General features: G+C 54.9%; 18 protein-coding genes. 10 read left to right on the forward strand and 8 right to left on the reverse strand.

Annotation, left to right across the window (positions count from 1 at the left end; all coding sequences use genetic code 11):
• The first annotated feature begins 612 nt into the window (after positions 1 to 612).
• A complete protein-coding gene (locus tag B1756_RS13975) occupies positions 613 to 1,392 on the forward strand; it encodes a 2-keto-4-pentenoate hydratase (RefSeq protein ID WP_086889101.1) in 780 nt (259 codons plus the stop codon).
• A gap of 115 nt (positions 1,393 to 1,507) precedes the next feature.
• Here the strand turns inward: B1756_RS13975 and B1756_RS13980 are convergent, their stop codons facing one another.
• Complete coding sequence (locus tag B1756_RS13980; RefSeq protein WP_086890200.1) at positions 1,508 to 2,290, reverse strand: 2-keto-4-pentenoate hydratase; 783 nt, start codon at positions 2,288 to 2,290, stop codon at positions 1,508 to 1,510.
• An 895-nt stretch (positions 2,291 to 3,185) separates the two neighbouring features.
• On the opposite strand from B1756_RS13980, the gene B1756_RS13985 reads away from it, so the two are divergent.
• Positions 3,186 to 3,560 carry a VOC family protein gene (locus B1756_RS13985; RefSeq protein ID WP_086889102.1) on the forward strand — a complete coding sequence of 125 codons (375 nt, stop codon included), beginning with the start codon at positions 3,186 to 3,188 and terminating at the stop codon, positions 3,558 to 3,560.
• Positions 3,561 to 3,845: 285 nt separating this feature from the next.
• Here the strand turns inward: B1756_RS13985 and dmpG are convergent, their stop codons facing one another.
• The 6 genes from dmpG to B1756_RS14015 all read right to left on the reverse strand — a co-directional run bounded on the left by dmpG (position 3,846) and on the right by B1756_RS14015 (position 10,950).
• Positions 3,846 to 4,889 (reverse strand): 4-hydroxy-2-oxovalerate aldolase, encoded by a 1,044-nt coding sequence (gene dmpG / locus B1756_RS13990; RefSeq protein WP_086890201.1) that lies wholly within the window; start codon positions 4,887 to 4,889, stop codon positions 3,846 to 3,848.
• Positions 4,882 to 5,823: an acetaldehyde dehydrogenase (acetylating) gene (locus B1756_RS13995; protein ID WP_086889103.1), complete on the reverse strand. Its 942-nt coding sequence runs from the start codon at positions 5,821 to 5,823 to the stop codon at positions 4,882 to 4,884. The genes dmpG and B1756_RS13995 overlap by 8 nt, the downstream gene beginning before the upstream one ends.
• A 221-nt stretch (positions 5,824 to 6,044) precedes the next feature.
• Entirely contained in the window at positions 6,045 to 6,293 is a 249-nt protein-coding gene (locus B1756_RS14000; RefSeq protein WP_228434381.1) for a DUF1427 family protein, read from the reverse strand.
• A gap of 1,148 nt (positions 6,294 to 7,441) precedes the next feature.
• Complete coding sequence (locus B1756_RS14005; protein WP_086889104.1) at positions 7,442 to 8,950, reverse strand: aldehyde dehydrogenase family protein; 1,509 nt, start codon at positions 8,948 to 8,950, stop codon at positions 7,442 to 7,444.
• Positions 8,951 to 9,048: 98 nt separating this feature from the next.
• Positions 9,049 to 9,807, reverse strand: coding sequence for an IclR family transcriptional regulator (locus B1756_RS14010; RefSeq protein ID WP_086889105.1), 759 nt, complete (start codon positions 9,805 to 9,807; stop codon positions 9,049 to 9,051).
• 111 nt (positions 9,808 to 9,918) lie between these two features.
• On the reverse strand, positions 9,919 to 10,950 hold the full coding sequence (locus tag B1756_RS14015) for a VOC family protein (protein WP_161493185.1): 1,032 nt from the start codon (positions 10,948 to 10,950) through the stop codon (positions 9,919 to 9,921).
• An 893-nt stretch (positions 10,951 to 11,843) separates the two neighbouring features.
• On the opposite strand from B1756_RS14015, the gene B1756_RS14020 reads away from it, so the two are divergent.
• The 5 genes from B1756_RS14020 to B1756_RS14040 all read left to right on the forward strand — a co-directional run bounded on the left by B1756_RS14020 (position 11,844) and on the right by B1756_RS14040 (position 15,669).
• Positions 11,844 to 12,614 (forward strand): IclR family transcriptional regulator, encoded by a 771-nt coding sequence (locus tag B1756_RS14020; protein ID WP_086889107.1) that lies wholly within the window; start codon positions 11,844 to 11,846, stop codon positions 12,612 to 12,614.
• 983 nt (positions 12,615 to 13,597) lie between these two features.
• Complete coding sequence (locus B1756_RS14025; protein ID WP_161493186.1) at positions 13,598 to 13,933, forward strand: toluene-4-monooxygenase system B family protein; 336 nt, start codon at positions 13,598 to 13,600, stop codon at positions 13,931 to 13,933.
• Between the two features lies 1 nt (position 13,934).
• The gene (locus tag B1756_RS14030) at positions 13,935 to 14,312 is read left to right on the forward strand and encodes a Rieske 2Fe-2S domain-containing protein (RefSeq protein WP_086889109.1); all 378 of its coding nucleotides are present in this window, start codon (positions 13,935 to 13,937) and stop codon (positions 14,310 to 14,312) included.
• Positions 14,309 to 14,605: an MmoB/DmpM family protein gene (locus B1756_RS14035; protein WP_086889110.1), complete on the forward strand. Its 297-nt coding sequence runs from the start codon at positions 14,309 to 14,311 to the stop codon at positions 14,603 to 14,605. The genes B1756_RS14030 and B1756_RS14035 overlap by 4 nt, the downstream gene beginning before the upstream one ends.
• A 14-nt stretch (positions 14,606 to 14,619) precedes the next feature.
• Complete coding sequence (locus B1756_RS14040; RefSeq protein ID WP_086889111.1) at positions 14,620 to 15,669, forward strand: ferritin family protein; 1,050 nt, start codon at positions 14,620 to 14,622, stop codon at positions 15,667 to 15,669.
• Positions 15,670 to 16,073: 404 nt separating this feature from the next.
• On the opposite strand, the gene B1756_RS14045 is transcribed toward B1756_RS14040, so the two are convergent.
• The gene (locus B1756_RS14045) at positions 16,074 to 17,402 is read right to left on the reverse strand and encodes an IS4 family transposase (RefSeq protein ID WP_086887708.1); all 1,329 of its coding nucleotides are present in this window, start codon (positions 17,400 to 17,402) and stop codon (positions 16,074 to 16,076) included.
• Between the two features lie 203 nt (positions 17,403 to 17,605).
• Between B1756_RS14045 and B1756_RS14050 the strand changes: the two genes are divergently transcribed.
• From B1756_RS14050 to B1756_RS19235, 3 genes are all read left to right on the forward strand, one after another.
• Positions 17,606 to 19,144, forward strand: coding sequence for a YHS domain-containing protein (locus B1756_RS14050; protein WP_086889112.1), 1,539 nt, complete (start codon positions 17,606 to 17,608; stop codon positions 19,142 to 19,144).
• Between the two features lie 582 nt (positions 19,145 to 19,726).
• Positions 19,727 to 19,948 carry a hypothetical protein gene (locus tag B1756_RS19230; RefSeq protein ID WP_152031313.1) on the forward strand — a complete coding sequence of 74 codons (222 nt, stop codon included), beginning with the start codon at positions 19,727 to 19,729 and terminating at the stop codon, positions 19,946 to 19,948.
• Positions 19,949 to 20,028: 80 nt separating this feature from the next.
• Positions 20,029 to 20,520, forward strand: coding sequence for a hypothetical protein (locus B1756_RS19235; RefSeq protein WP_152031314.1), 492 nt, complete (start codon positions 20,029 to 20,031; stop codon positions 20,518 to 20,520).
• Positions 20,521 to 20,637 lie beyond the last annotated feature (117 nt).

A 20,637-nucleotide genomic window follows, 5' to 3' on the forward strand; every position in this document is an offset into this window, starting at 1 on the left:
AGGCCATCTCTGTTCGTCACTACAAAACACCATATTTGACCACTATTTTCTAATTTAATGATTTGTGTCGATCCTAGCCCCTCTCTAGGTGCGCTAATGTTTTACTTTTGGTGAAAAGTCTTTAGACACGGCGATGTGGGGCTGTTAATAGCATTTCAGGGATTTTATTACTGAAAACCGATTGTCTCGTGCTTCAGTTGACTACCGGGTATGAGCGTGCAGTGTTGAATCAGGATAATTGTCTGCTCCCAAGGATAACGGGATTAGGTTACAGCGAATAGCCCTTGAAAATCGGATTGTGGGCCCCCGCACCGCTACTCTTCAGCGAGACATGGTAGGATGGAGGCCCACCATGACGCAAAGTGCAGTGCTGGCGGGAGTCTGCGAAACCATGATCTTATTGTCCAAGCCGTGTTTAGTCCCCCGCCGTGTGAGTTATAGACTGGTAGGGGAATAAACGTTCTGGGTAAACGAAACGACCGATACCGACAAACTTCATCTATAATTCATTTAAACACCCAAAAGTTGGTTTTGCAGGTCACAGGTAGGGCAGGTTCACTGGACGCTGGCGAATCCCACACCTATTTGATGATTCATCGACTTTCAGTAGGTATGTCACTCGAGGACGACACCCGAGATCGACTCGCTGATTCACTGTACGACGCGTTGCAGACGGGCGAGCCGATCGACCGACTCTCGGACGCTCACGACCTGACCATCGAGGATGCCTACGCGGTACAGTCTGCGTTCGTCGACCGCCGTATCGCCGACGGCGCGACCGTCGAGGGACACAAGATCGGGCTCACGAGCGATGGTATCCAGGAGCAACTGGGCGTCTCAGAACCCGACTTCGGGCGTCTCCTCGATACGATGTACGTCGACGGACGTTCGATCCCCGCCGCCGACCTCATCGCCCCGCGCGTCGAACCCGAGATCGGGTTCGTCCTCGCGGACGACCTCGAGCCGCCGGTCACCGCCTTCGACGTGCTGTCGGCGACCGAATTCGTGCTGCCCGTGCTCGAGGTCATCGACAGCCGAATCCGCGACTGGGACATCGGAATCGAGGATACGATCGCCGACAACGCCTCCTCGGCACTGTACCTCACCGGCGAGACGCGCTGTGACCCCGACGGACTCGACCTCTCGCTCGAGGGCGTGAAACTGTACCGCAACGGCGACCTGGCGGCCTCTGGCGTCGGAGCGGCAGTACTCGAGAATCCTGCCAACGCCGTTGCCTGGCTCGCGAACACGCTCGAGGAGGTCGGTGGCTCGCTCGAGGCAGGTCACCTCGTACTCAGCGGTTCCCTGACCCCGGCGGTCGACGTGGAACCGGGCGACTCGATCACGGCGGAGTTTACGTCGATCGGATCGCTCGTTGGGTACATCGACTGACGTCATCCCGCTCGCTTATCGAGCAGGGAGTGCTAGTGCACGGCTGAGGGAACCAACAAAAGCCTCGGGCCACCGCGCCCGAGGTTGTTTACACCATGTAAGTGGTGGTTGCTCTTCACTCGGCGCGCAGTTCGATATCGCCGATCGAACCGAATTTGACGTGGTAGACGTCACCCGGTTCGATGTCGATGGCCGCGTTGATGCCGCCGGTCATGACCAGCTCGCCGGCCTCGAGCCGGTCGTCACGGTCCTCGAGTCGGTTCGCCAGCCAGGCGACGGCCCGTGCGGGGTGGCCCATGATGTCGGCCCCGACGCCGGTCTCTTCGACCTCGCCGTTGACCGAGATGACGACGCTCTCCATCGCCAGGTCGACGTCGGTCACGTCGCGCAGGGATTCACCGACGAAGACGCGACCGGCGGAGGTCTGATCGGCGATGACGTCCTGTGCGGAGGGAATCGTCCAGCCCTGGAACCGGCTCTCGAGGATTTCGACGACCGGGACGACGGCGCGGGTCGCCGCGAGGACGTCCGTCGGCGAGACCGGCGGCTCGAGGTCTTCGCCGAGGATGAGACCGATTTCGGCCTCGAGTCGGGGGGCGATCAGCTCCTCGGTCGGAATCATCGGCCCCTCGAGGACCGTGTCGTCGGGGACGTAGCCGAAGATCGGTTCGTCGATGCCGAGCTGTTCTTGCTTGGCCTCGCTGACGAGACCGAGTTTGTGGCCGGCGATCGCGCCGTCGTCGCCGAGGAGTCGATCGACGACGCCGGCCTGTACGTCGTAGGCATCGGCGGTGGTCAGTTCCTCCTCGTCAGATATCGGCGGCACGGGATCGGAGTTGACCTGTGCGTTGTACAGCGTTTCGGCGAATTCGTCCAGTGTATCCTCTGGGAGGCTCATCCGTGTCCCGTGATTGGTGAGCACTCATATAATGCTACCGTCTTCCACGGGTTAAATCGTCGCACGCTAGCCGCCAGATATAGTAGCCGCTGAACGTCAGTGCACCCGATCGCCCGACAGCTGTGCGATCGGTGTGTAGTCCGTTTCAGTTGTTACTATAGCACCGGCCCAGCGCCGTGCCGTGTGGCACAGAAGGGGTGTGGTCCGAGAACTTGGCCCGAACGGTGCGGCGTGTTGGAAGCGGAGACGAACGGGACGTCGCACGCGGGTGAGGAGCTGCTACACTATCCCACACATGCGAATTGATAGCGAGGAGTGGCTCACCAACGCGGAAACTCACTCAAGCAGATGGAGCAGGTTGTCGGTGTGAATCCCTTCGTGAGTGCCGTCGTCAACGTCCATCACTTCGACAGTGAGGATGTCCTTATCGATGCTGGTTCAATCGCGACAAGGTCCGAACCGATTGTCCGTCACGTAGACGAGCCATTGAATAAGAAATCGTAGGCGACATCATAGTCGTTCATCTCGTTGCCAAGGTCGAAGACCGTATGGACGACTACTTTTACTACGACGACGTCGCGGACGCAGAACGAAGTGCCGATTAGATCGTGGGTGAGACCGTTGATGATGAGTTCTCCGTAGAGGTAGCCGGTACACTTGGCGATCCGACTGAGGATGCCTCGAGGTCGCCGAGGATCACAACGCCGACTACGTCCTGATTAGCGGGCAAAAGTGGATGCCGATCGGCTAAACGCTACTTGACAGCGTAACCCAGTCGGAAAACTGCTCGTAGGGTCGATAAGTTGTGGAGGTGACAGAATCCGGCTGAAGGAACAACCCGCGTTCACAGCGTGGAACCCAGGAGATTTATTGTATGCTGTGAAAATCGCTCAGTATGAACGTACTCCACACCGCTATCTGGGTATCGGACATCGAGGACACGCTCGAGTTCTACGTCGACACGCTCGGCCTCGAGAAGACCAACGAGTTCGTGAGTGGCGACGGTGCAACCAACGTCTACGTCGCCGGCGACGACGACGCCGAGTTACAGTTCAAGTACGACCCCGACCGCGAGGTTCCCGAACCGGCCGGCATCGACCACATCGCGCTGACGGTCGACGACACCGACGCGATGGTCGAACGCCTCGTCGAGGAGACCGACTGCACCCTCGAGCGCGGGCCCCTCGACTCGGAAGGAGCCAGCGCCCGCGTCGCGTTCCTTGAGGGCCCCGACGGGTACGGGCTCGAACTCGTCGAACCGTTCGAGTGAGTACACACCGAGTTCTTCGTCTCCAGTGCCCGGCTCGAGTCCCGTCTCTCGAGCTGGTCGATTAGAGCCTGCAGACGTGGCTGAAAGCACTCTCCAGCGAGCCGAGTCGTGAGACGGAACAGGGCGACCGAGCAGGGCGAGCGCGAGGTCGGGTGAGCCGAACCGAGAGGTGACTCGACACGAGTGTGGCACGCGAGAGAAGTGCGAGTGGAATCCGGCGTCGGGATTTCGGGAGTGTAGTCCGGAGTGGTAGTGTCAGGAATGCTGTGGTCCGATTGTCGTCGATCAGTCGTCGGCTTCCGAGTCGGCGGTCGCGGCCTCGTCCTCGGCCATCCGGGCGGCGACGTCGGTGATCATGTCTTCCTGCCCGCCGACGACGCCCATCTCGCCGAGTTCGACCAGGATCTCGCGCGGGTCGAGGTCGAACTGCTCGCCGACCCGGCGGGTGTGACGCAGGAACGACGAGTAGACGCCGGCGTAGCCGAGCACGAGCGAATCGTTGTCGAGTTCGGGCATGGTGTCCTCGGTCAACATCGGCAGGAGGACGTCTTCAGCGGCGTCCATCACGCCGAAGAAATCGGGCGAGACGTCGTAGCCGGCCTTCTCGAGGACGCCGACGAGCACTTCCATCTGGGCGTTGCCGGAGCCGGCACCCAGTCCGCGCAGACAGCCGTCGACGGTCGTCGCGCCGGCCTCGATGCCCGCGAGGGTGTTGCCGATGCCCAGACCGAGGTTGTTGTGGGCGTGGAAGCCGACGTCGATCGAGAGCTCTTCCGACAGGAGGCCCACGCGCTCGCGAACGTCCTGTGGGAGCATCGCACCCGCCGAGTCCATGACGTAGACGGCCTCTGCGCCGTAGTCTTCCATGAGCTTCGCCTGCTCTAAGACGGTCTCCGGCGAGGCCATGTGCGAGAGCATCAGCAGGCCGTTGGCCTCGAGGCCGCGTTCTTCGACGAACTCGAAGTGTTCGGCGGAGACGTCGGCCTCGGTGACGTGGGTGGCGATGCGGCACATGTCGGCACCCTTCTCGACGGCGAGGTCGAGTTCCTCGACGGTGCCGATGCCGGGCAACAGGAGCACGGAGAGTCTGGTGTCGGTGAGTTCCGGGACGACGGCGTCGAGGTACGCCTCGGTGTCGGCGGCGGCGAAGCCGTAGTTGATCGAGGAACCGCCCATGCCGTCGCCGTGGGAGACTTCGACGACGTCCATGTTCGCCTCGTCGAGCGCGCTGGCGACGTCGGCCATCTGTTCGGGGGTGAACTGGTGGTCGACGGCATGCATGCCGTCGCGCAGGGTCATGTCGATCAGGCGCACATCGCTGTCAGTCATCGCGCTCACCTCCGACGGGTGTGGCGGTGAGCCCGTGGGCCTCGACGCGCTCTGCGGCGCCCAGGGCGGCGCTGGTCATGATGTCCAGATTCCCTGCGTACGGCGGCAGGTGCTGGCCCTCGCCTTCGACCTCGAGCATAGTCGTGATGACGATGGAGTCGCCCAGCTCGAACCCCACGTCGGATTCGTCCTTGACGACCGGCTCGAGGGTGACGTCGTAGCCGGGGACGTAGGTCTGGATCTCGGCTTCCATCTCGGCGACGGAGTCACGAACCGCATCGACGTCCGTGGTGTCGGGGACTGTGGTGTAGACGGTGTTGCGCATCAGGATCGGTGGTTCGGCGGGGTTGAGGACGATGATCGCCTTGGCCTCGTCGGCGCCGCCGACCTGCTCGAGGCCGGCGGCGGTGGTCTGGGTGAACTCGTCGATGTTCTGGCGGGTGCCGGGGCCGGCGCTTTCGGAAGAGATGGTCGAGATCATCTCGGCGTACTCGACGTCGGCGACGCGGTCGACCGCGTGGACGAGCGGGATCGTCGCCTGGCCGCCGCAGGTGACCATGTTGATGTTGTCTTCGGTGCCGATCACGTCCTCGGCGTTGACCGCCGGGACGGTGTAGGGGCCGACCGCGGCGGGCGTGAGATCGATCGCGAACAGTCCGAGGTCCTCGTAGACCGGTGCCTGCTGTGCGTGGACACCTGCGGTCGTCGCCTCGAAGACGACGTCGAACTCGTCTGCGTGTTCACGGACGCTGTCGATACCCTCCGTGCCGACGTCGATACCTTCGTCGACGGCCGCCTGCAGGCCGTCTGATTCCTCGACGGGGAAGATCCCGATCATCCGCTGCAGGGTGATCGTCTCACTTCTATCGAGAATCTTATACATGAGGTCGGTCCCGATGTTGCCAGGACCCACTATCGCTGCATCAAGCGGCATACGGCCAACTAATCGGCGCACCACTATTTAACACTGTTGGAGAGAGTTGTATGGAATGACAGCGCTGACTTCGTTCCACATGATCAAGGACGAACCTAACCAAAACGGCTAGATAGAGCAACAGATGCAGTACACTCAAACATCACCCAGTTCGGGGTGGACTGCCATCTGTAGACCCCCATACAGGTTTAATCAATCAAAACGAACTACTGGGAGATTTATCATAGCGCGCCGGCAAGAGCCCTTGTAATCACCCACCCTATAAAGACGCCCCAGATGGCGAGGATCCCACCTAAGACACTCGGTACGGGTATCGGAAGATCGAACCACGTAAAGATGACTCCTATGATCAAACCGACGATAAATGCCTGAATCGCGTCCATACCGAGCGTAAACGCCTCTACGATCTCAGTTATCGCCCCCGGGAACAGCAACGCTTCTAGACTGAAGGCGGCTAAAATGGGTTCCATACTGATCACCCCTCCTCCGGTGGCTTCCGGAATTTCACCTGATTTCGGTACACACCTACGATGATCATACCGATGAACACGCCGGTGATAGCCAGATTACCCCCGACGACGTTTGGAACCGGGATCGGAAGCTACATCGCGCCGAATATCGCCCCGATGACGAGTCCGAGGACGAGCGATCGCCACTCGGTCGTTCCCAGATGGATGTGCTGGATGTCGTCCGTGTTGGCTTTTTCACTCATTAGAACGCCCAGTAATGACTGTAATCGTGCTTAGAGCATATAAGTGTGGTGTTGCAAAGAACCCTATTATCTAACTACGGCAGTGAAACTGTGAGGGGTCTGTTAAGCTGATTCAGGATTTAAAAACGAGACTACAGCTTGAAGTAGAATCGATGGCTCGGTAGGCCACCATGCTTGCTGAAGACAAGGAGGACGCACCCACTGTGGGCATACTTGCAGTAGAACGAACACAACTGGATCTCAGATTGCTTCCAAGAAAACCGTGTTCGTTCAAACAACCTAGTGGCGTCCCAAGCCTGAACTGATGGGTGAAACCGTTGTGTGGCCGGTTTCACCCATCAGTCGACGCTTGGGACGGCACTAGCCCAGAAGGATCTATACATCAGTTCACTTTCCGATCTTCCACCACTCTCAACGCGCTCAAACACGCTATCCGGGCGATCTCTGAGATCAGCTAATGTACGACGCACGAACCTATCGAATATAGCGGTTCACTGAGCTGTACAACCCGAATTTGGGAGTCCCTCCCCATTGGGAATCGATGTGGTACCACTGCTGGGTACGTCAATAGTAGCTTGCAGCGATCTCTATTGTGGCTCGTCGGTCTACACCATTTCCAGAATGGCGCTCAACTAACACTATGGCTCACACCGAAGCAGTGCCAGCAGGTCTAAACAGAGTGGGGGACGATCGATTCGGTCCAAGAAACCGTCAACACTACGTGATCGACGACGTGAAGAGGCTCATAACCGGCATCGTTGCACTGGCTGGGAACCACGGGTGGATTCTGTTCCGCGTCCAAAGTTCAATTGCAATCGAGGAAAGGACAATGACGGGGCTTTCGAACCTAAATTTAACCGGGATATAGTGCTCCTCTCCCGATCAGAAATACGTGAATCCGGGTTTTCAGAACAGGTAGTCGCGCGATTCTCGCTGGACCGAGGTCCACTTGACTTCGGTGAATTCGTCGATGATCCAGTCGCCGTTGTACCGGCCGACGCCAGAGGCTTTCACCCCGCCAAAGGGGACGTGTGGTTCGGCGTTAACCGGCTGATCGTTGACGTGCATCATGCCGACGTCGATTTCGTCGGCGACGTCTCGAGCGCGTCCCCGATCACCGGCGTGGACCGAGCCGGCCAGCCCGTACTCGGTGTCGTTGGCGATCTCGATAGCCTCTTCCTCGCTGCTGAACGGAATAACGGGGGCAACGGGACCGAAGTGTTCGTTGCAGGCAGCAGCCATCTCGTTCGTGACGTCTGAAAGCACCGTCGGTTCGACGAACAGGCTGTCCTCGAGGCCGATAGGATCGACGATCTCACCACCGGTCTCGAGGGTCGCGCCCTGGTTGGTGGTCTCCTCGATGTAGTCGATTATCTCGTTGCGCTGTTCCTCGTTGATGATAGGCCCGATGACAGTCGCTTCGTCTCGTGGGTCGCCGATCGGCAACTCGGTTGCGCGTTCAGTGAGGCGATCAACATACTCGTCGTAGACCGACTCGTGAACGAGGTGGCGGTTGATCGAGATACAGACCTGACCCTGGTTCCAGAACGAGCCGAACGTCCCGGCAGCAACGGCGTCGTCGATATCGGCATCCTCGAGGACGACGTGTGGATTGTTCCCGCCCAGCTCGAGGGCCGGAAACGCGAAGTGGTCGATGGCGTTGGCTCCGACCTGTCGACCGGCACCGGTCGAGCCAGTAAACGCGATGACGTCTCCGTCAGGGTGCGAAGCAACCCGATCGCCCGTCGTGGTCCCGTGGCCGGGGACGACGTTGAGCACACCGTCAGGGAGGCCGGCTTCCTCGAACAGGCGACCGAGCAAGAGCCCACCGGAGATTGGTGTCTCGGTTGGCGGCTTGAGCACGACGGAATTGCCGAGGACGATTGCTGGTGCGACTGCACGAATCGCAAGTTTCAACGGGACGTTCCACGGCGAGATGACGCCGACGACACCCTTGGGATCCCGCTGGATGATGTTCTCCTTTCCGGGGATCTTCGATTGATTGTGTCGGCCGGCGACACGGAACGCGAAGGAAGCGGCATCGTAGGTGAACGTAACCGAGCCGCCGTGTTCGATGTCTTGCTTCGAGGGGGCGCTACCGCCTTCGACCGCCAGGATCTCTCGAATCTCTGCTTCGTACTCTTCGAGCAGCTCGGCGACTCGGCGGACGACAGACGCCCGTTCGTCCGGCGTCGCTTCCGCCCATTCTTCTTGGGCAGTGACAGCGGCTTCGTAGGCCTCGTCGACGTCGTCGGGTGTCGCGATGGGAATCTGAGTGATCACCTCGCGCGTGGCGGGGTTCTCGACGTCAGCGCGGTCGCGTTTGGGAGCGGTCCGCCACTCGCCGTTGATATACATCGTGTCCCAGTCACTGGTGATGGAAATGCTCTTCCCAGTAGTAGCTTGTTTACTCATGCATAGTCAAAATGAAGACCAGGGATATTTATCCTTGTGGTATCCACCTGCAAATGAAGAAGACAGATCGTAGATTGTGGCGGCTATCAGTGATCTGTTCAATATAAAATTTCCAGTGAGATCTCGTGGGCCGTGCTCTTGACTTCGTTGATGATCTCGTCTTTCAATTCGTTGTTTTCGAACCTGCTTGACGACGCTGAGATACTTACTGCACCGAGTATCTCGTTTTCGGGCCGGACTGGTGCGGCCACACAACAAAGTCCTTCCGTCCTCTCCTCATCATCAACAGCATACCCTTGAGATTTAATTTTCTCCAGTTCCTGATAGAGGTCTGTCTTATTGGTAATCGTATTTTCTGTTGCTTCGGGCAACCCTTTTCTATCGATGATTTCGTCCACGTAGTGCCTTGGAAGGTGTGCCAGGATTGCTTTCCCGAGTGCAATATTGTGGAGAGGCAACCGAGACCCGATTCTCGTATCAAGGTTCACCGCATATTCTCCACGAGATTGGTATAGATATACACACTCCCCGTTCTCTTCAACACCTAAATTAGATAACATTCCTGTACCATCAGCCAGTTGGTTAACCTTAGAACGGCCAAACTGGTAGAGCGGACAATCGATAATTGCTTCACCACCGATCGTCAAGAACTTGAATGAAAGTCGGTACTCGTGCTTCTCTTTTTTCACGTACCCATGTTTTTGTAGCGTAGTGAGGTGGTTATGGATGGCCCCCTTCGTCATATCGACATCACTTTCTAATTCGTGTATGCGAGCACCATCGAGTTCCCGAAGTCGATCGATGAGATTCAACGATTTTTCCGTCGTACCTACTGGGTTATTTGCGTCCTTCATCATGTTCTTTTACCTAGGTTGGCCATTTCCACTCGAATATTAAAATAGGGTGGTGAGAATAATCCAGCGATGCTACACACGAGGTCGGGCTCCGATCATGCTGAAGTGATCCAGTTATTCTGGCGGTTCCTGCTCAGGCCGAGTTCGAATTGGATACGCGTCGTGTTCACTCCAGTCCGTTTCATCGGTGGGGACGAAGTCGTACTGACGACGAGCATGCGATCCTGCTTTGCCGCCCCACCAGACGAATCCATCGGAGCCGTCTTCCGGAGTCCACGTGATTGGTTCCCACTCTGGGTCGAAGATCAGATAGCCACCACTGAATACCTCGACTTTGTTTCCACCCGGAGTAACGTAATACATGAAGTGAGCCTGGCTGATTCCATGGCGTGCTGGCCCACCGACGATTTCGATGTTTCGTTCCTTCAGCAGATCTGCAGTCCGCTCGAGTTCTCCAGCCTGACCACCGTCCATGTAGTAAGCGACGTGATCAATTTTATCGAGTGCATTGCCATCTTCCGGTGGCGTTACGAACGCGATCTCGTGGACGAGCGGCGAAACACTGAGCCATGCAGCGAGCTGTTCTCCATCTGGTCCAAGTCCTTCCTCTCGAAGGTTGAAATCGAGGACATCCTGGAACCACTGAGCACACTCGGACGCGTTACTCAGGTTGAAATTGACGTGGTCAATCCGCCGATAGCCAGCTCCCTGTTCTGGTTTCCTCGTTGGTTGATTTTTCAGCCGTGAACGGTTTTCTTCTGGAACTGTGTCGAATGCACGAGCAACATCGTAGACGAGTTCCATATACTCGGGTGAAGCACCAGGATAGTCGAACCGAAGCGTATTGCCGATTCCCGGCTTTTCAGAGTCGACGAACTCCGCGTCGTAACCAGATTCTTCGATTCGTTCTTGGTACGATTCCAGATCGTCTTCGTCACTCACTTTCCAGGCGACATTTTTGCAGCCCCACTCATCTCCTTCGTGCAAAACGAGGGTAAAGTCCTGCCAGTCTCCATACGCAGCCAGGTAGTAGGAATCTCCCTCTTCGTGCCGAAGGTACATACCAGCAGTTTCCAGCCAGTGTTCGAGAGATGCTTCGATATCTGGGCTATACAGTTCGACGTGCGCTAGGGTATGGACACCCATATCTGGAGTATGATGACAGCACCAGTTAAAATTATCTTTACATATCATACAATACCTGTCTGGTGAAAAACAACGGTATTATTTCTCAGGTACACGCGAGCGCGAAGGACAGATAAGGCGAATTGCCGAACACAGTGATGTCGACTCCACAAGCAGTGCCACACTCCGGCGTTTCCAAGCATGAGACTGAACATCTCGAGGCTGCTTCCTGAACGTGGAAACAAGACGAGGGGATAGCTGTTGCCAATCCAGTCTACTGTCGATTTTCACACATAGCTACTACTCCCACTTCATTTTGGAAACGTATGGTGACTCTCCACTCAAATATGTGGAAAAGATAACTTCATTTACCAGTGCTAAACATCTTTCATGCTTTCCAGACGGTCTGGATCGAGGTTCCAGCTTACGTTAGTGTTCTATACCCTCAAATGAGCCTCGATCGAATATAGTGTGGCAAAACATGCCAATGCCGGTTTGGGAACCGGTTGAACGCTGATACCTACGTTTGAGGCTGGGTTGTTGCGTGATGTTATCATATTCAGCGTTCAGCAGCTCGGGTTCGAATAGCTACTTGAAGAAGAAAATCGCAATCCAGTGGTGTCTCTCACGACACAACAACAGAGATCAGGTTCGCAAACCTTTCCATCACAACACTAACTTTGTTATTGCCGGAAATCCGGTTTGACCATGTAGAACTGCGGGGAATAACAGCAATAGTCTTGTTATGGAAGGGGCATAGATTCAATTTCTGGTCGATCTCACTGTGAAACCGACCGACCCTGGTATGCAGAGGGAACGGCAATGATAATTCCAGATACTACGCAACTGTTACATTGCTTTCGAGAGGAGCTACCAAACCTAAGGTTTAATTGGTGAGAATTTGATTCTCAAGTATGGAAGAAAGTGACCCACCCCGGACAATACATGCGGTCGAAAAAGCGTCAGAAATCATTCGAACGCTTGCTAGGGAGGGTACTATGGGTGTCACTGACCTCTCGTCAGAACTCGACATCTCAAAGGGGACCATTCATACCCATCTGGCCACGCTGGTTCAGGAAGGATATATTGTCAAACAAGAGAATGAGTATGCGCTCAGTCTACGTTTTCTGGGGTTAGCTGAACACGTGAAAGACCGCCTCGAGATCTACGATATGGTCCAGGAAGAAATCGACGCGCTCGCTGAAAAAACATCTGAGCGCGCCCAATATGCAGTGATGGAGTCGAATAAAACGGTCTTTGTCTACCGGGCAGAGGGAGAAAACGCGGTAAGAGCCTCAGTTGGTATCGGGGAGTATGAATACCCACATTGCACCGCGGTTGGAAAGGCGATGCTCGCCTATTTACCCAATCACAGACTCGAATCCGTGATAGAAGAACACGGGCTCCCAAGGCGAACGGAGAATACAATATCGAATGCAACCGACCTCAAGAATGAGCTTGACACAGTCCGCGAACGAGAATTCGCGATCGATAACGAAGAACGAGCGAGGGGAATTCGATGTATCGCGACTCCGTTACGTGATGATGTGGGTCGTCTTCTGGGTGGAATTAGTATCTCCGGACCTGCTCGTCGGCTTACTGATGAACGGATTGAAAACGATCTGAAAGACGACTTGCTACGATCAGCTAACGTGATTGAGGTCAATTCCGGGCTAGATACCTGAGTCAGGTAATCCATTGCCGAACCGCCTCGAGACGGTTGGTACGTCACACAATCCTGCCGATCACCGCCAGCCGTCGGTGTCGTCGGACTATTGGAGCACAGGGTGTATCGACGGTGGTATGCTCAACGACTGATTCGAGACAGCTGACCGTCCAGTTCCTACCGGCAAACGGCTCGAAGGAGTTGGACCTCTGATGGATCTGATGGGATTCACTCGAGAGAGTTGAGCAGAGCAAATCGACAGCAGTTCGGTGGTGTTTGATCTGATCAAACAGAAACCTCTGTAACACAGCGAATTAATCACTCGGATCAGTCCCTATCCATCAATCAAAGCTTACAATTTTACTGAAATCAATATTGTATACATTAATATAATAGTGGAATTTACTCAGGCTAAACCCAGGGAACGTCTCGGTAATCGCCGCTTGGAAGCTAAGGTTGCTGTGAGGGGGTCTACGATCAATGACTCCGTTTTGTTCTACGCACGCTGCGTGGGGCCGAGAATGGGGCCCTTCCACCCTTTTACTACGACATCCTGACCCCATGGGTCCCAGGGGTAGGTCTTCGCGGGCGTCAGTTGCATCACAGACTACTGATGGGGGCACGATGGTCGCTTCGTCGCTTCTCATTTCCCACGGAGGGTTCCTCGTCTGTTGGGGTCGTTGACTTTCGCGTTTCACGCCTGAACTGCCGCGTCAAACAGACTACGCTCGTCCGGTTCGACTCATCAGTCGAGCCGCGGGATATTATTCACACGCCTACGACAGGAGTGCCAGATTCAGGTGCTCTCTGCCGCCGGTACTGGTTCGGACCCATCGGCTGCGTCTCCAAGTTGCAACTGTCGTTCGCCTATTATTCTGGCTTACAGTTTTGAGATCGATATCCGGCCTTTTGAAAGGGCGACGTTCTATTGGATCCCCATCTATCGCTAAACCCCACCGATAAATATATATGGACTGTCGCACTACGATGGATTGGTTACGCATGGCAGAGTTTCCACTGCTCGTACGGTTCAGGACTGATGACTATCCGACACTCGTGCCTGTCGACTCCGAGGACACAGTAGCGGAAGCAGCTAACAAAATTACTCGTGTCGTCGACAGCAGGGCCCACATCGATCACGATCGGTCGTTCGACGTAATTCATAACGGCAAAGTCGTCGAAGATTCGAAGATAGTCGGTGAAACCTTCGATCCGACGGCGTATATCGAAATCCAATACGAGGGCGAGGATATTCCAGATGGGTTCGGTGAATCTCACCCTGCATGGAATGATCAGAGCATGCTTGAGAAGCACCCCGAACACCTAAAACCAGAATAACATGTCGACAGAAAATCGAAGCAACACTGGCGAGGCAAAGCACATCCTCTGCGATGATCACGATCTATGGGCCGACGAAATCAGGTTTTTCGACGTCGGTGGGGACAAAATAATGGTATGGCGGGATAAAGAGGCTGACCTCCATGCATACACGGCAATGTGTCCCCACCAGAACCGCGATCTGGAAGAAACCGGCGAACGAGAGTCCTTTTGTGGAGTTCACGACGATGATAAGGTCATGACGTGTGCTGCTCATAGCTGGGAATTTGATTTAGAAACAGGTGAGGGACTCAACCCTAGCGGCCCGGAGTTAGAGGAGTACGAAATAGGTATCGAGGACGAGCAAATATACGTGGTCATGGAGGATGATGGAGAATGACTAAAGTAGGTCCTGTCCTTCGGAATAACGAAGAAACGAAGGCTATCGTCGAGGGAATAAAGAAAGACACTGATGGGGAAGTCGAGGTCATTGACCGGCGTGCGTATATCAGAGTCGAATCTGAGGATCACTGCGTAATAACACAGGACACACTCGACGAACTGCTCGGTGTTGGTGCGGTAGAGGTCCCTGGTGGCATTGAAGAAAAACTGTCTTCGTTCAAAGGCTACATAAAGCCTCAATCGGACAAGGTTGAGTTCGTAAGTGACGTTGCCGATACAAAAATTGACTAATTGAGGAGATTCCAATGAGTGATAGCGAATACCCGATGAAAGAACAGACGTACCGAACCTACTCGACGTGGGAAGAGCGTCGAGTTCCTACTACCTACGACATTGCCCACCAGAAAACGAACTTCGATATTGGTGAAAACTACGCAGGAGAAGTTCCTCGCCTGGCTGTATCGTCCGACGAAGCTCTCCCCCAGTGGTACAAAAAATACCGTGAAGGAAGCGTCATCAAAGGGGATATCGACGATCTAGAGTCGTGGCGAGACCCCCGTGAGATGACCTATGAGAAGTACAACGAGTTGATGGACGAGCGCGAGGTGGGAATCGAAACGCTGTACGAACAGGCGGAGGTGCTTGAACGTGGGACCGAACGTGAGGACGATCCGTGGTTGGAATTCCAGCTGAACGGATTTCTTCCACTACGATATCCTGCTCACGGGTTGCAGATGCTGGCATCGTACCTGACCATGGCAGCTCCATCGTCAACCATCAGCACAGCAATGTGTTTGCAGGCAACAGACGAAATCCGACGCCAGGAACGATTGGCACGCCGAGCAACTCAACTGGACGAGGCCTTTCCAGAGAAGGGTTTCACTGACAGTGAGCGAGAAATCTGGGAAGACGATGAAATGTGGCAACCACTCAGAAAGGCAATCGAGCAGCTACTCGTCGAATACGACTGGGCCAAATCGTTCATCGGGACGAACTTGGTTCTGAAACCGCTGCTCGAGGAACTGGTGCTGGCTCAGTACTCGACGCTGTTCGACAAGAACGACTCTGACCTGTACGCTCAGGTGCTCGAGAATTTCTACCTGGATGCAGACCGTCATCAGGAAGTAGCCGCTTCCGTAACCGAACACCTCATCGAAATCGAGCCGGAAAATAGAGAGATCATTCAGGCTACTGTCGACGAGTGGTACCCTGTGTGCCACGAATCTATCGAGGCGTTCGAACCAGCGTTCGAATCAATGCCGCCAGTCACTATGGACTTCGATGAAGTACTCGGTACTATCGATGACAAATATGCAACGCTGCTCACGGATCTCGGTCTCGAGGTGCCATCGTGAGTGAGGCACTGGCAATGAATCAGAACGGGTAAATCCCACACGGTGGCCCACATTTGTTCTACAGTTGTCTCTGGCTGACTGTGATTAGGCCAGACTCGCGCCTTCTGGCGATTACGAGCGCTTTGCGAACCTGTTTTGAACGGATGCTGTAAGAGTGATATCCGAGTTCAAATGGGGCGAAGTCATCCGTTCTAGCTTAGCGACTAACTGAGACGGTGATCACGCCGAAAATGCGTCGAGTCTCACCGCAATCATACCGAGATAGCTGCTGCTCAAGCAAACCAGCCGGTTCTTGGTCATGTCTCCCGTCGAAGGCGGCGCACTCGCAGTCGTGAGTGCGCCGCCGTTCCAGAGCCGTCGCTGACCAGCCTGGGCGATCCAGCCCGTCTCGTCAGGCGAGTTCGTTACCAGAACTCGCCTGACTCCACCTGTTCACGTAACCTCGGACGGTGTGGATTTGGATCTCGTGACGACCACAGCAACAACGAATCGAGATCCGGTAGCTCGTACCCCAGATCCAACATCAGGTACAACTGGATCAGATGAGCGTGGCGTTCGACAGCGTGTGAACATCGTCGTCGAGGAAGCCGCGTCGACGACGCCGCGGCGTCGTCGGCGCAGTCTCGCTGCTTTGCGTCCAGTTTCTGGAGTTCGTCGACGATAACCCGGCTCATCAGCAGCGAGAGTGCTGCCATGATGATCAGCGCCTCGATGATGTAGGCGTCGGTCGTGTTGATCTCGTCCAGACCGAACCGTGATTTGAGTTCTTTGAACAGCAGTTCGATCTCCCAGCGCGCCCGATAGAGCTGTGCGATATCGGGCGCGCGGTAGTCGTCTCTCTCCAGATTCGTCAGGTACAGATGATACTCGCCGCTGTCATCGTTGCGAACGCCGACTAATCGGAAGGTTCGGGTCGCGCTGGCGCCCGACCCTCGTTTGCGGTCGAACGAGAGCGTGATCTGTACGTCAATTTCCTGTCGCTTCAGGTCGTCGAGGACGGCCTGCAGCGACTGGCCTTCTAGCGGAATGCTGTTCCCTCGCCACGTCCGGAGTTCTTCGACGATTTCGAAGTCTGCGTTTTCTTTGACGCGAGAGACGAACCAGCCATCATTGGCGTCAATGCGGTCGAACAGCCAGAAATCGTAGTAGCCGAGATCGAACAGAATGAGGGCGCCAGCTACCCACTCGCCGGTGGGTAGCTGGCTCCGTTCATGGGTGCTCGCGTCGGTCGTCCGAAATCGCGTTGGAAGTCCCGTTGAGAGCGATTCGGTGAGATGGAGTTTCGCCCCGGCTCGGTCATCATCGAGTGCGTAGACATCTTTGGCGTCTTGGTAGAGCGAGATGATCGTCGCGTCGACGATGAGGACGTCTCGAAATCGTTCGAGACGTCCGCTCAGCTCGGTTTGGCCGGTGTCGAGATTCTCGATGGCCTCATCGAGAATCTCTCGAAGGAGTGCGACGAACCCTGGTTTGAACCAGCCGTGAAACGTCGCATACGAGAGTTCGTCGCAGTCAGCCATCTCGACGTAGCGTTCGAGAAACGCCTGAATGGATCGATCAGAACCAGCGGCAAAGCCGAGGGAGAGCGTGTAAAACAACGCGACGACGTCGAGTTTCCGCTCTCGCTGGATAAGATTCGTTGCGCGAGCACGCTCGCGCAACTCATCGGATGGAAACGCTCTTTGAATTCGGTTCACAACTACTGAATCCGGTGGTTTGTACACACTTCCCACCGGATTCTCACATTCCTAGTTACTGACGATTCTAGCTTGGCGTCTCTGGATACCCCGACCTGTTAAACTAGAACGGATGGGGGCGAAGTCTACAGTGGACTGCAAACAGCCCGGAGTGTACATCAGCCGCGGCGAGTCAATCGGATAACTCGTTCTTTGCTGGGCAAAGTTTATTAGATATGAGGAATATGGTATAATTGAGTATGCTGCCAAATGTCAGGCGTGAGCAGTGGTATCAGACAGCCACCAATACGAATTGGGAGCCGGAATATGTCGACAAAGACGAACTCTTTCCGGAAGAAATGTCTGGTGAGGACAAGTACGATCTTCCGGACGATGCATGGGAAGACTGGGAGGAGACCTACAAGCAAACGGCACGTGAGTACTACGAAACACAGGGGGAGAAGGATAACGCGGTGTACGCGGTCAGTTCAGCAATGGAGCAGTCTGACCTGCCCCAAGCGCTCGGAATGGGATGGGAAGACGTCCTTAAATTCCATTTCGCAACTGTTCCTCTTCTGGAACGGGCCGCTGTAACATCTGAAGCACTCTACGCTCGGTTTGCACCAGATAGCGCGTGGCGGCACATGGCACATTTCGGTGCAATGGACGAACTTCGTCATGCCGAGTTACAACTTCGACTTCCACATAGCTTCGTGAAGGAAGATGCTCAGTATGACTGGGCAAAAAAGATGTACCACACGGAAGACTGGGCGTCTGTTGCCGGTCGTCATCTCTTCGACGACTTCAAATGTTCCAACGCGATCGATTCTGCACTTCAGATCACGTTCGCCTTCGAAACTGGCTTCACCAACATGCAGTTCCTTGCGCTGGCTGCTGATGCTGCTGATACAGGGGACATCGAATTTGCTGAAGCCATTTCATCAATTCAGACTGACGAGGCACGGCATGCCCAGCAAGGTACTGCGATCATTGAAATTCTGGATCAATACGATGATCTTGACCGTGCACAGTATCTCGTCGACAAGTCGTTCTGGCGATGTTACAAACTGTTCTCTGCACTAACTGGTCCAAGTATGGACTACTATACCCCAGTCGAGGACAGAGAGATGTCCTGGGGTGAATTTATGGAAGAATGGATTGTCGATCAGTTCCTCGAGAACATCGAAAACACAGGTCTCGAAAAGCCATGGTACTGGGACGACTTCCTCGAGACCGTTCGTAGGGCCGATACGAGTCACTACATGGCTGGCGGGCACTACCACTGGCGCCCGACTCTTCCAATTACCCCACCCGGTGTGACCGAGGAAGACCGTGAGTGGCTCGAGGAAAAGTATCCTGGCTGGGAGGAACGATGGGGCGAGAAATGGGATCGTCACGCTGAAGCAATGCGAAACGATAATATCGAAAAGACGGTTGCAGACGACCTCATCGTTCTGTGCGACCTCTGCCAGCTTCCAGCGATTGACTGTGATCACGTCCACGATCACAACCGTCTTCGAATCCACGAACACGAAGGGGAACGGTATTTCTTCTGTTCCGATCAGTGCCAGTGGATCTTCGAAAACGAGCCTGAACGGTACAAAGATCACAAGAGCATCCTCCGGCGCTTCCTCGATGGTGACATCCAGCCTCAGAATCTCGAGGGAGCTCTCGAGCATATGGGGATGGGTGAGGAGAACGCTCATGAACGAGGAATTGACTTCCGTGCACCAGACTGGGGAGATGACTGGAAGGACTGGTCTGACCCAGCAGCTGGCACTGGGGTAGCAGACGACTAGTCGCGACCAGTATTGGATAGTCTCCAGAACAGTAATTGGATTTACAACTCTTTGCCGTTATTTTGCATTAGATTGATTCCACTACCGTCGTTACAAACTGGTATGGATGGAAATGACTGGACTGACCAGATCAAACCAGGCGACTGGGCCATTCTCGAAATTGGAAGTACAGAAAAGCGAGTGAAGTTCATCGAATATACTGATGGGTATGTTCATTACCAATTTGAGTCGGGGACCAGACGAGCCGACTCAGCGCAAGTGTGGCAATTCAAGTGGAAACGTGGTGATCTTCGTCCAGATGAGTCTGAGGAATAACTGAACGGAGACAGCGTCTTCAACAGTTACTCTGCTATAGTAACAACTGAAACACTTTGCACACTGATGAGTCAGCTGACGACCCACCGTCTGAGTACTGGCGTTTGGGGGCTACCTTTGCATTGATTGGCGGAGTGAGGACTGGTACACAGTACGCCCTCTTCGGGGGGTAGCATACGATGAATGTGCCGTTGGTTCTGTCTCTCTGGTCGGTCTCCCTCAACGACTGCGATATACTTAACTTACTGCGAGTGCTACTGTCACCCAATGTCTACAGAAGACAGTGAGATAAATTCGCTTGGCGAATGTCCAGCATGTGGATATGCCTTCCAGGAAAAGGACATCTTGGATGGTTCACCGCCGCTTTACGGTGAACCCACGGTTCGATGTCCAAATTACGATGGAACTGATCCCGAAGATGAACATCGGGACGTATTCGAAGACATTGAGGGGACACCGCATTCGGTTCGTGTTTCGAACCTGAAATAACACTCAGTACCGCTGGCACAATTCTGGCTGTAATTTTCCACGCGATACCAACGGATTTGGCCTCACGAAGATCTACGAGTATGGAGAAAGAACCAATTCCAGATCGAGAATTGCACCGCTTACTACAGGTTGCTCTGGTTTTCGAGACGATAATTGAGAACCGTGTTCAACATTATCACGAAAACCATGCATCAGAGCCTGAAACCCAAGTACTCAAAGAAACACAGGAAGAGTGCAGAGAGCATCGGGAAAGGCTCATTGATTTGCTCGAGACCCTGGGGTTTTGTCGAGAATCGCATGTTGAACTGGCAGCGACGGTTTCGAGCCGGTATTCGCATTGTGACCCGACTGAGGTTGAAGCCCTTCGCGATCAATTAGCCAGTGAGATTGCTGCGTACATATTCTACAGTCGGGTACTTCAGCGATTGTCCTCAACAGAATACGGCGGAGACGCTGATTTAGGAGAGGTAATAGATGTTTTAGAGCCGATTAAAGAGGAGGAAAAGCAAGGTGTGATGGAAATTTTGGCTATTTTCAGTACCTCACAAAGCGTCCCTGCCAGCTTGGACTGAAGCCGCAGTTTCATCCTGATCGGTAGTGATTGACGGGAGTTCTGACCGAAGATCGAGCAGAGTCGTCGCTGTCGGCGGCGGTCAGCCGCCGACGCGACGGCGTTGCCACTCGCAGGA

The organism is Natrarchaeobaculum aegyptiacum (genome assembly GCF_002156705.1).
GTDB classification, from domain to species: domain Archaea; phylum Halobacteriota; class Halobacteria; order Halobacteriales; family Natrialbaceae; genus Natrarchaeobaculum; species Natrarchaeobaculum aegyptiacum.

Coding starts and splice junctions, on each gene's coding strand:
- B1756_RS13995 (WP_086889103.1), bottom strand. CDS start 5,823: ATGCCGCTTGATGCAGCGATAGTGGGTCCTGGCAACATCGGGACCGAC.
- B1756_RS14020 (WP_086889107.1), top strand. CDS start 11,844: ATGGAAGAAAGTGACCCACCCCGGACAATACATGCGGTCGAAAAAGCG.
- B1756_RS14025 (WP_161493186.1), top strand. CDS start 13,598: ATGGCAGAGTTTCCACTGCTCGTACGGTTCAGGACTGATGACTATCCG.
- B1756_RS14000 (WP_228434381.1), bottom strand. CDS start 6,293: ATGGAACCCATTTTAGCCGCCTTCAGTCTAGAAGCGTTGCTGTTCCCG.
- B1756_RS19235 (WP_152031314.1), top strand. CDS start 20,029: ATGGAGAAAGAACCAATTCCAGATCGAGAATTGCACCGCTTACTACAG.
- B1756_RS19230 (WP_152031313.1), top strand. CDS start 19,727: ATGTCTACAGAAGACAGTGAGATAAATTCGCTTGGCGAATGTCCAGCA.
- B1756_RS14005 (WP_086889104.1), bottom strand. CDS start 8,950: ATGAGTAAACAAGCTACTACTGGGAAGAGCATTTCCATCACCAGTGAC.
- B1756_RS14035 (WP_086889110.1), top strand. CDS start 14,309: ATGACTAAAGTAGGTCCTGTCCTTCGGAATAACGAAGAAACGAAGGCT.
- B1756_RS13980 (WP_086890200.1), bottom strand. CDS start 2,290: ATGAGCCTCCCAGAGGATACACTGGACGAATTCGCCGAAACGCTGTAC.
- B1756_RS14050 (WP_086889112.1), top strand. CDS start 17,606: ATGCTGCCAAATGTCAGGCGTGAGCAGTGGTATCAGACAGCCACCAAT.
- dmpG (WP_086890201.1), bottom strand. CDS start 4,889: ATGACTGACAGCGATGTGCGCCTGATCGACATGACCCTGCGCGACGGC.
- B1756_RS14015 (WP_161493185.1), bottom strand. CDS start 10,950: ATGGGTGTCCATACCCTAGCGCACGTCGAACTGTATAGCCCAGATATC.
- B1756_RS13975 (WP_086889101.1), top strand. CDS start 613: ATGTCACTCGAGGACGACACCCGAGATCGACTCGCTGATTCACTGTAC.
- B1756_RS14040 (WP_086889111.1), top strand. CDS start 14,620: ATGAGTGATAGCGAATACCCGATGAAAGAACAGACGTACCGAACCTAC.
- B1756_RS14030 (WP_086889109.1), top strand. CDS start 13,935: ATGTCGACAGAAAATCGAAGCAACACTGGCGAGGCAAAGCACATCCTC.
- B1756_RS13985 (WP_086889102.1), top strand. CDS start 3,186: ATGAACGTACTCCACACCGCTATCTGGGTATCGGACATCGAGGACACG.
- B1756_RS14010 (WP_086889105.1), bottom strand. CDS start 9,807: ATGATGAAGGACGCAAATAACCCAGTAGGTACGACGGAAAAATCGTTG.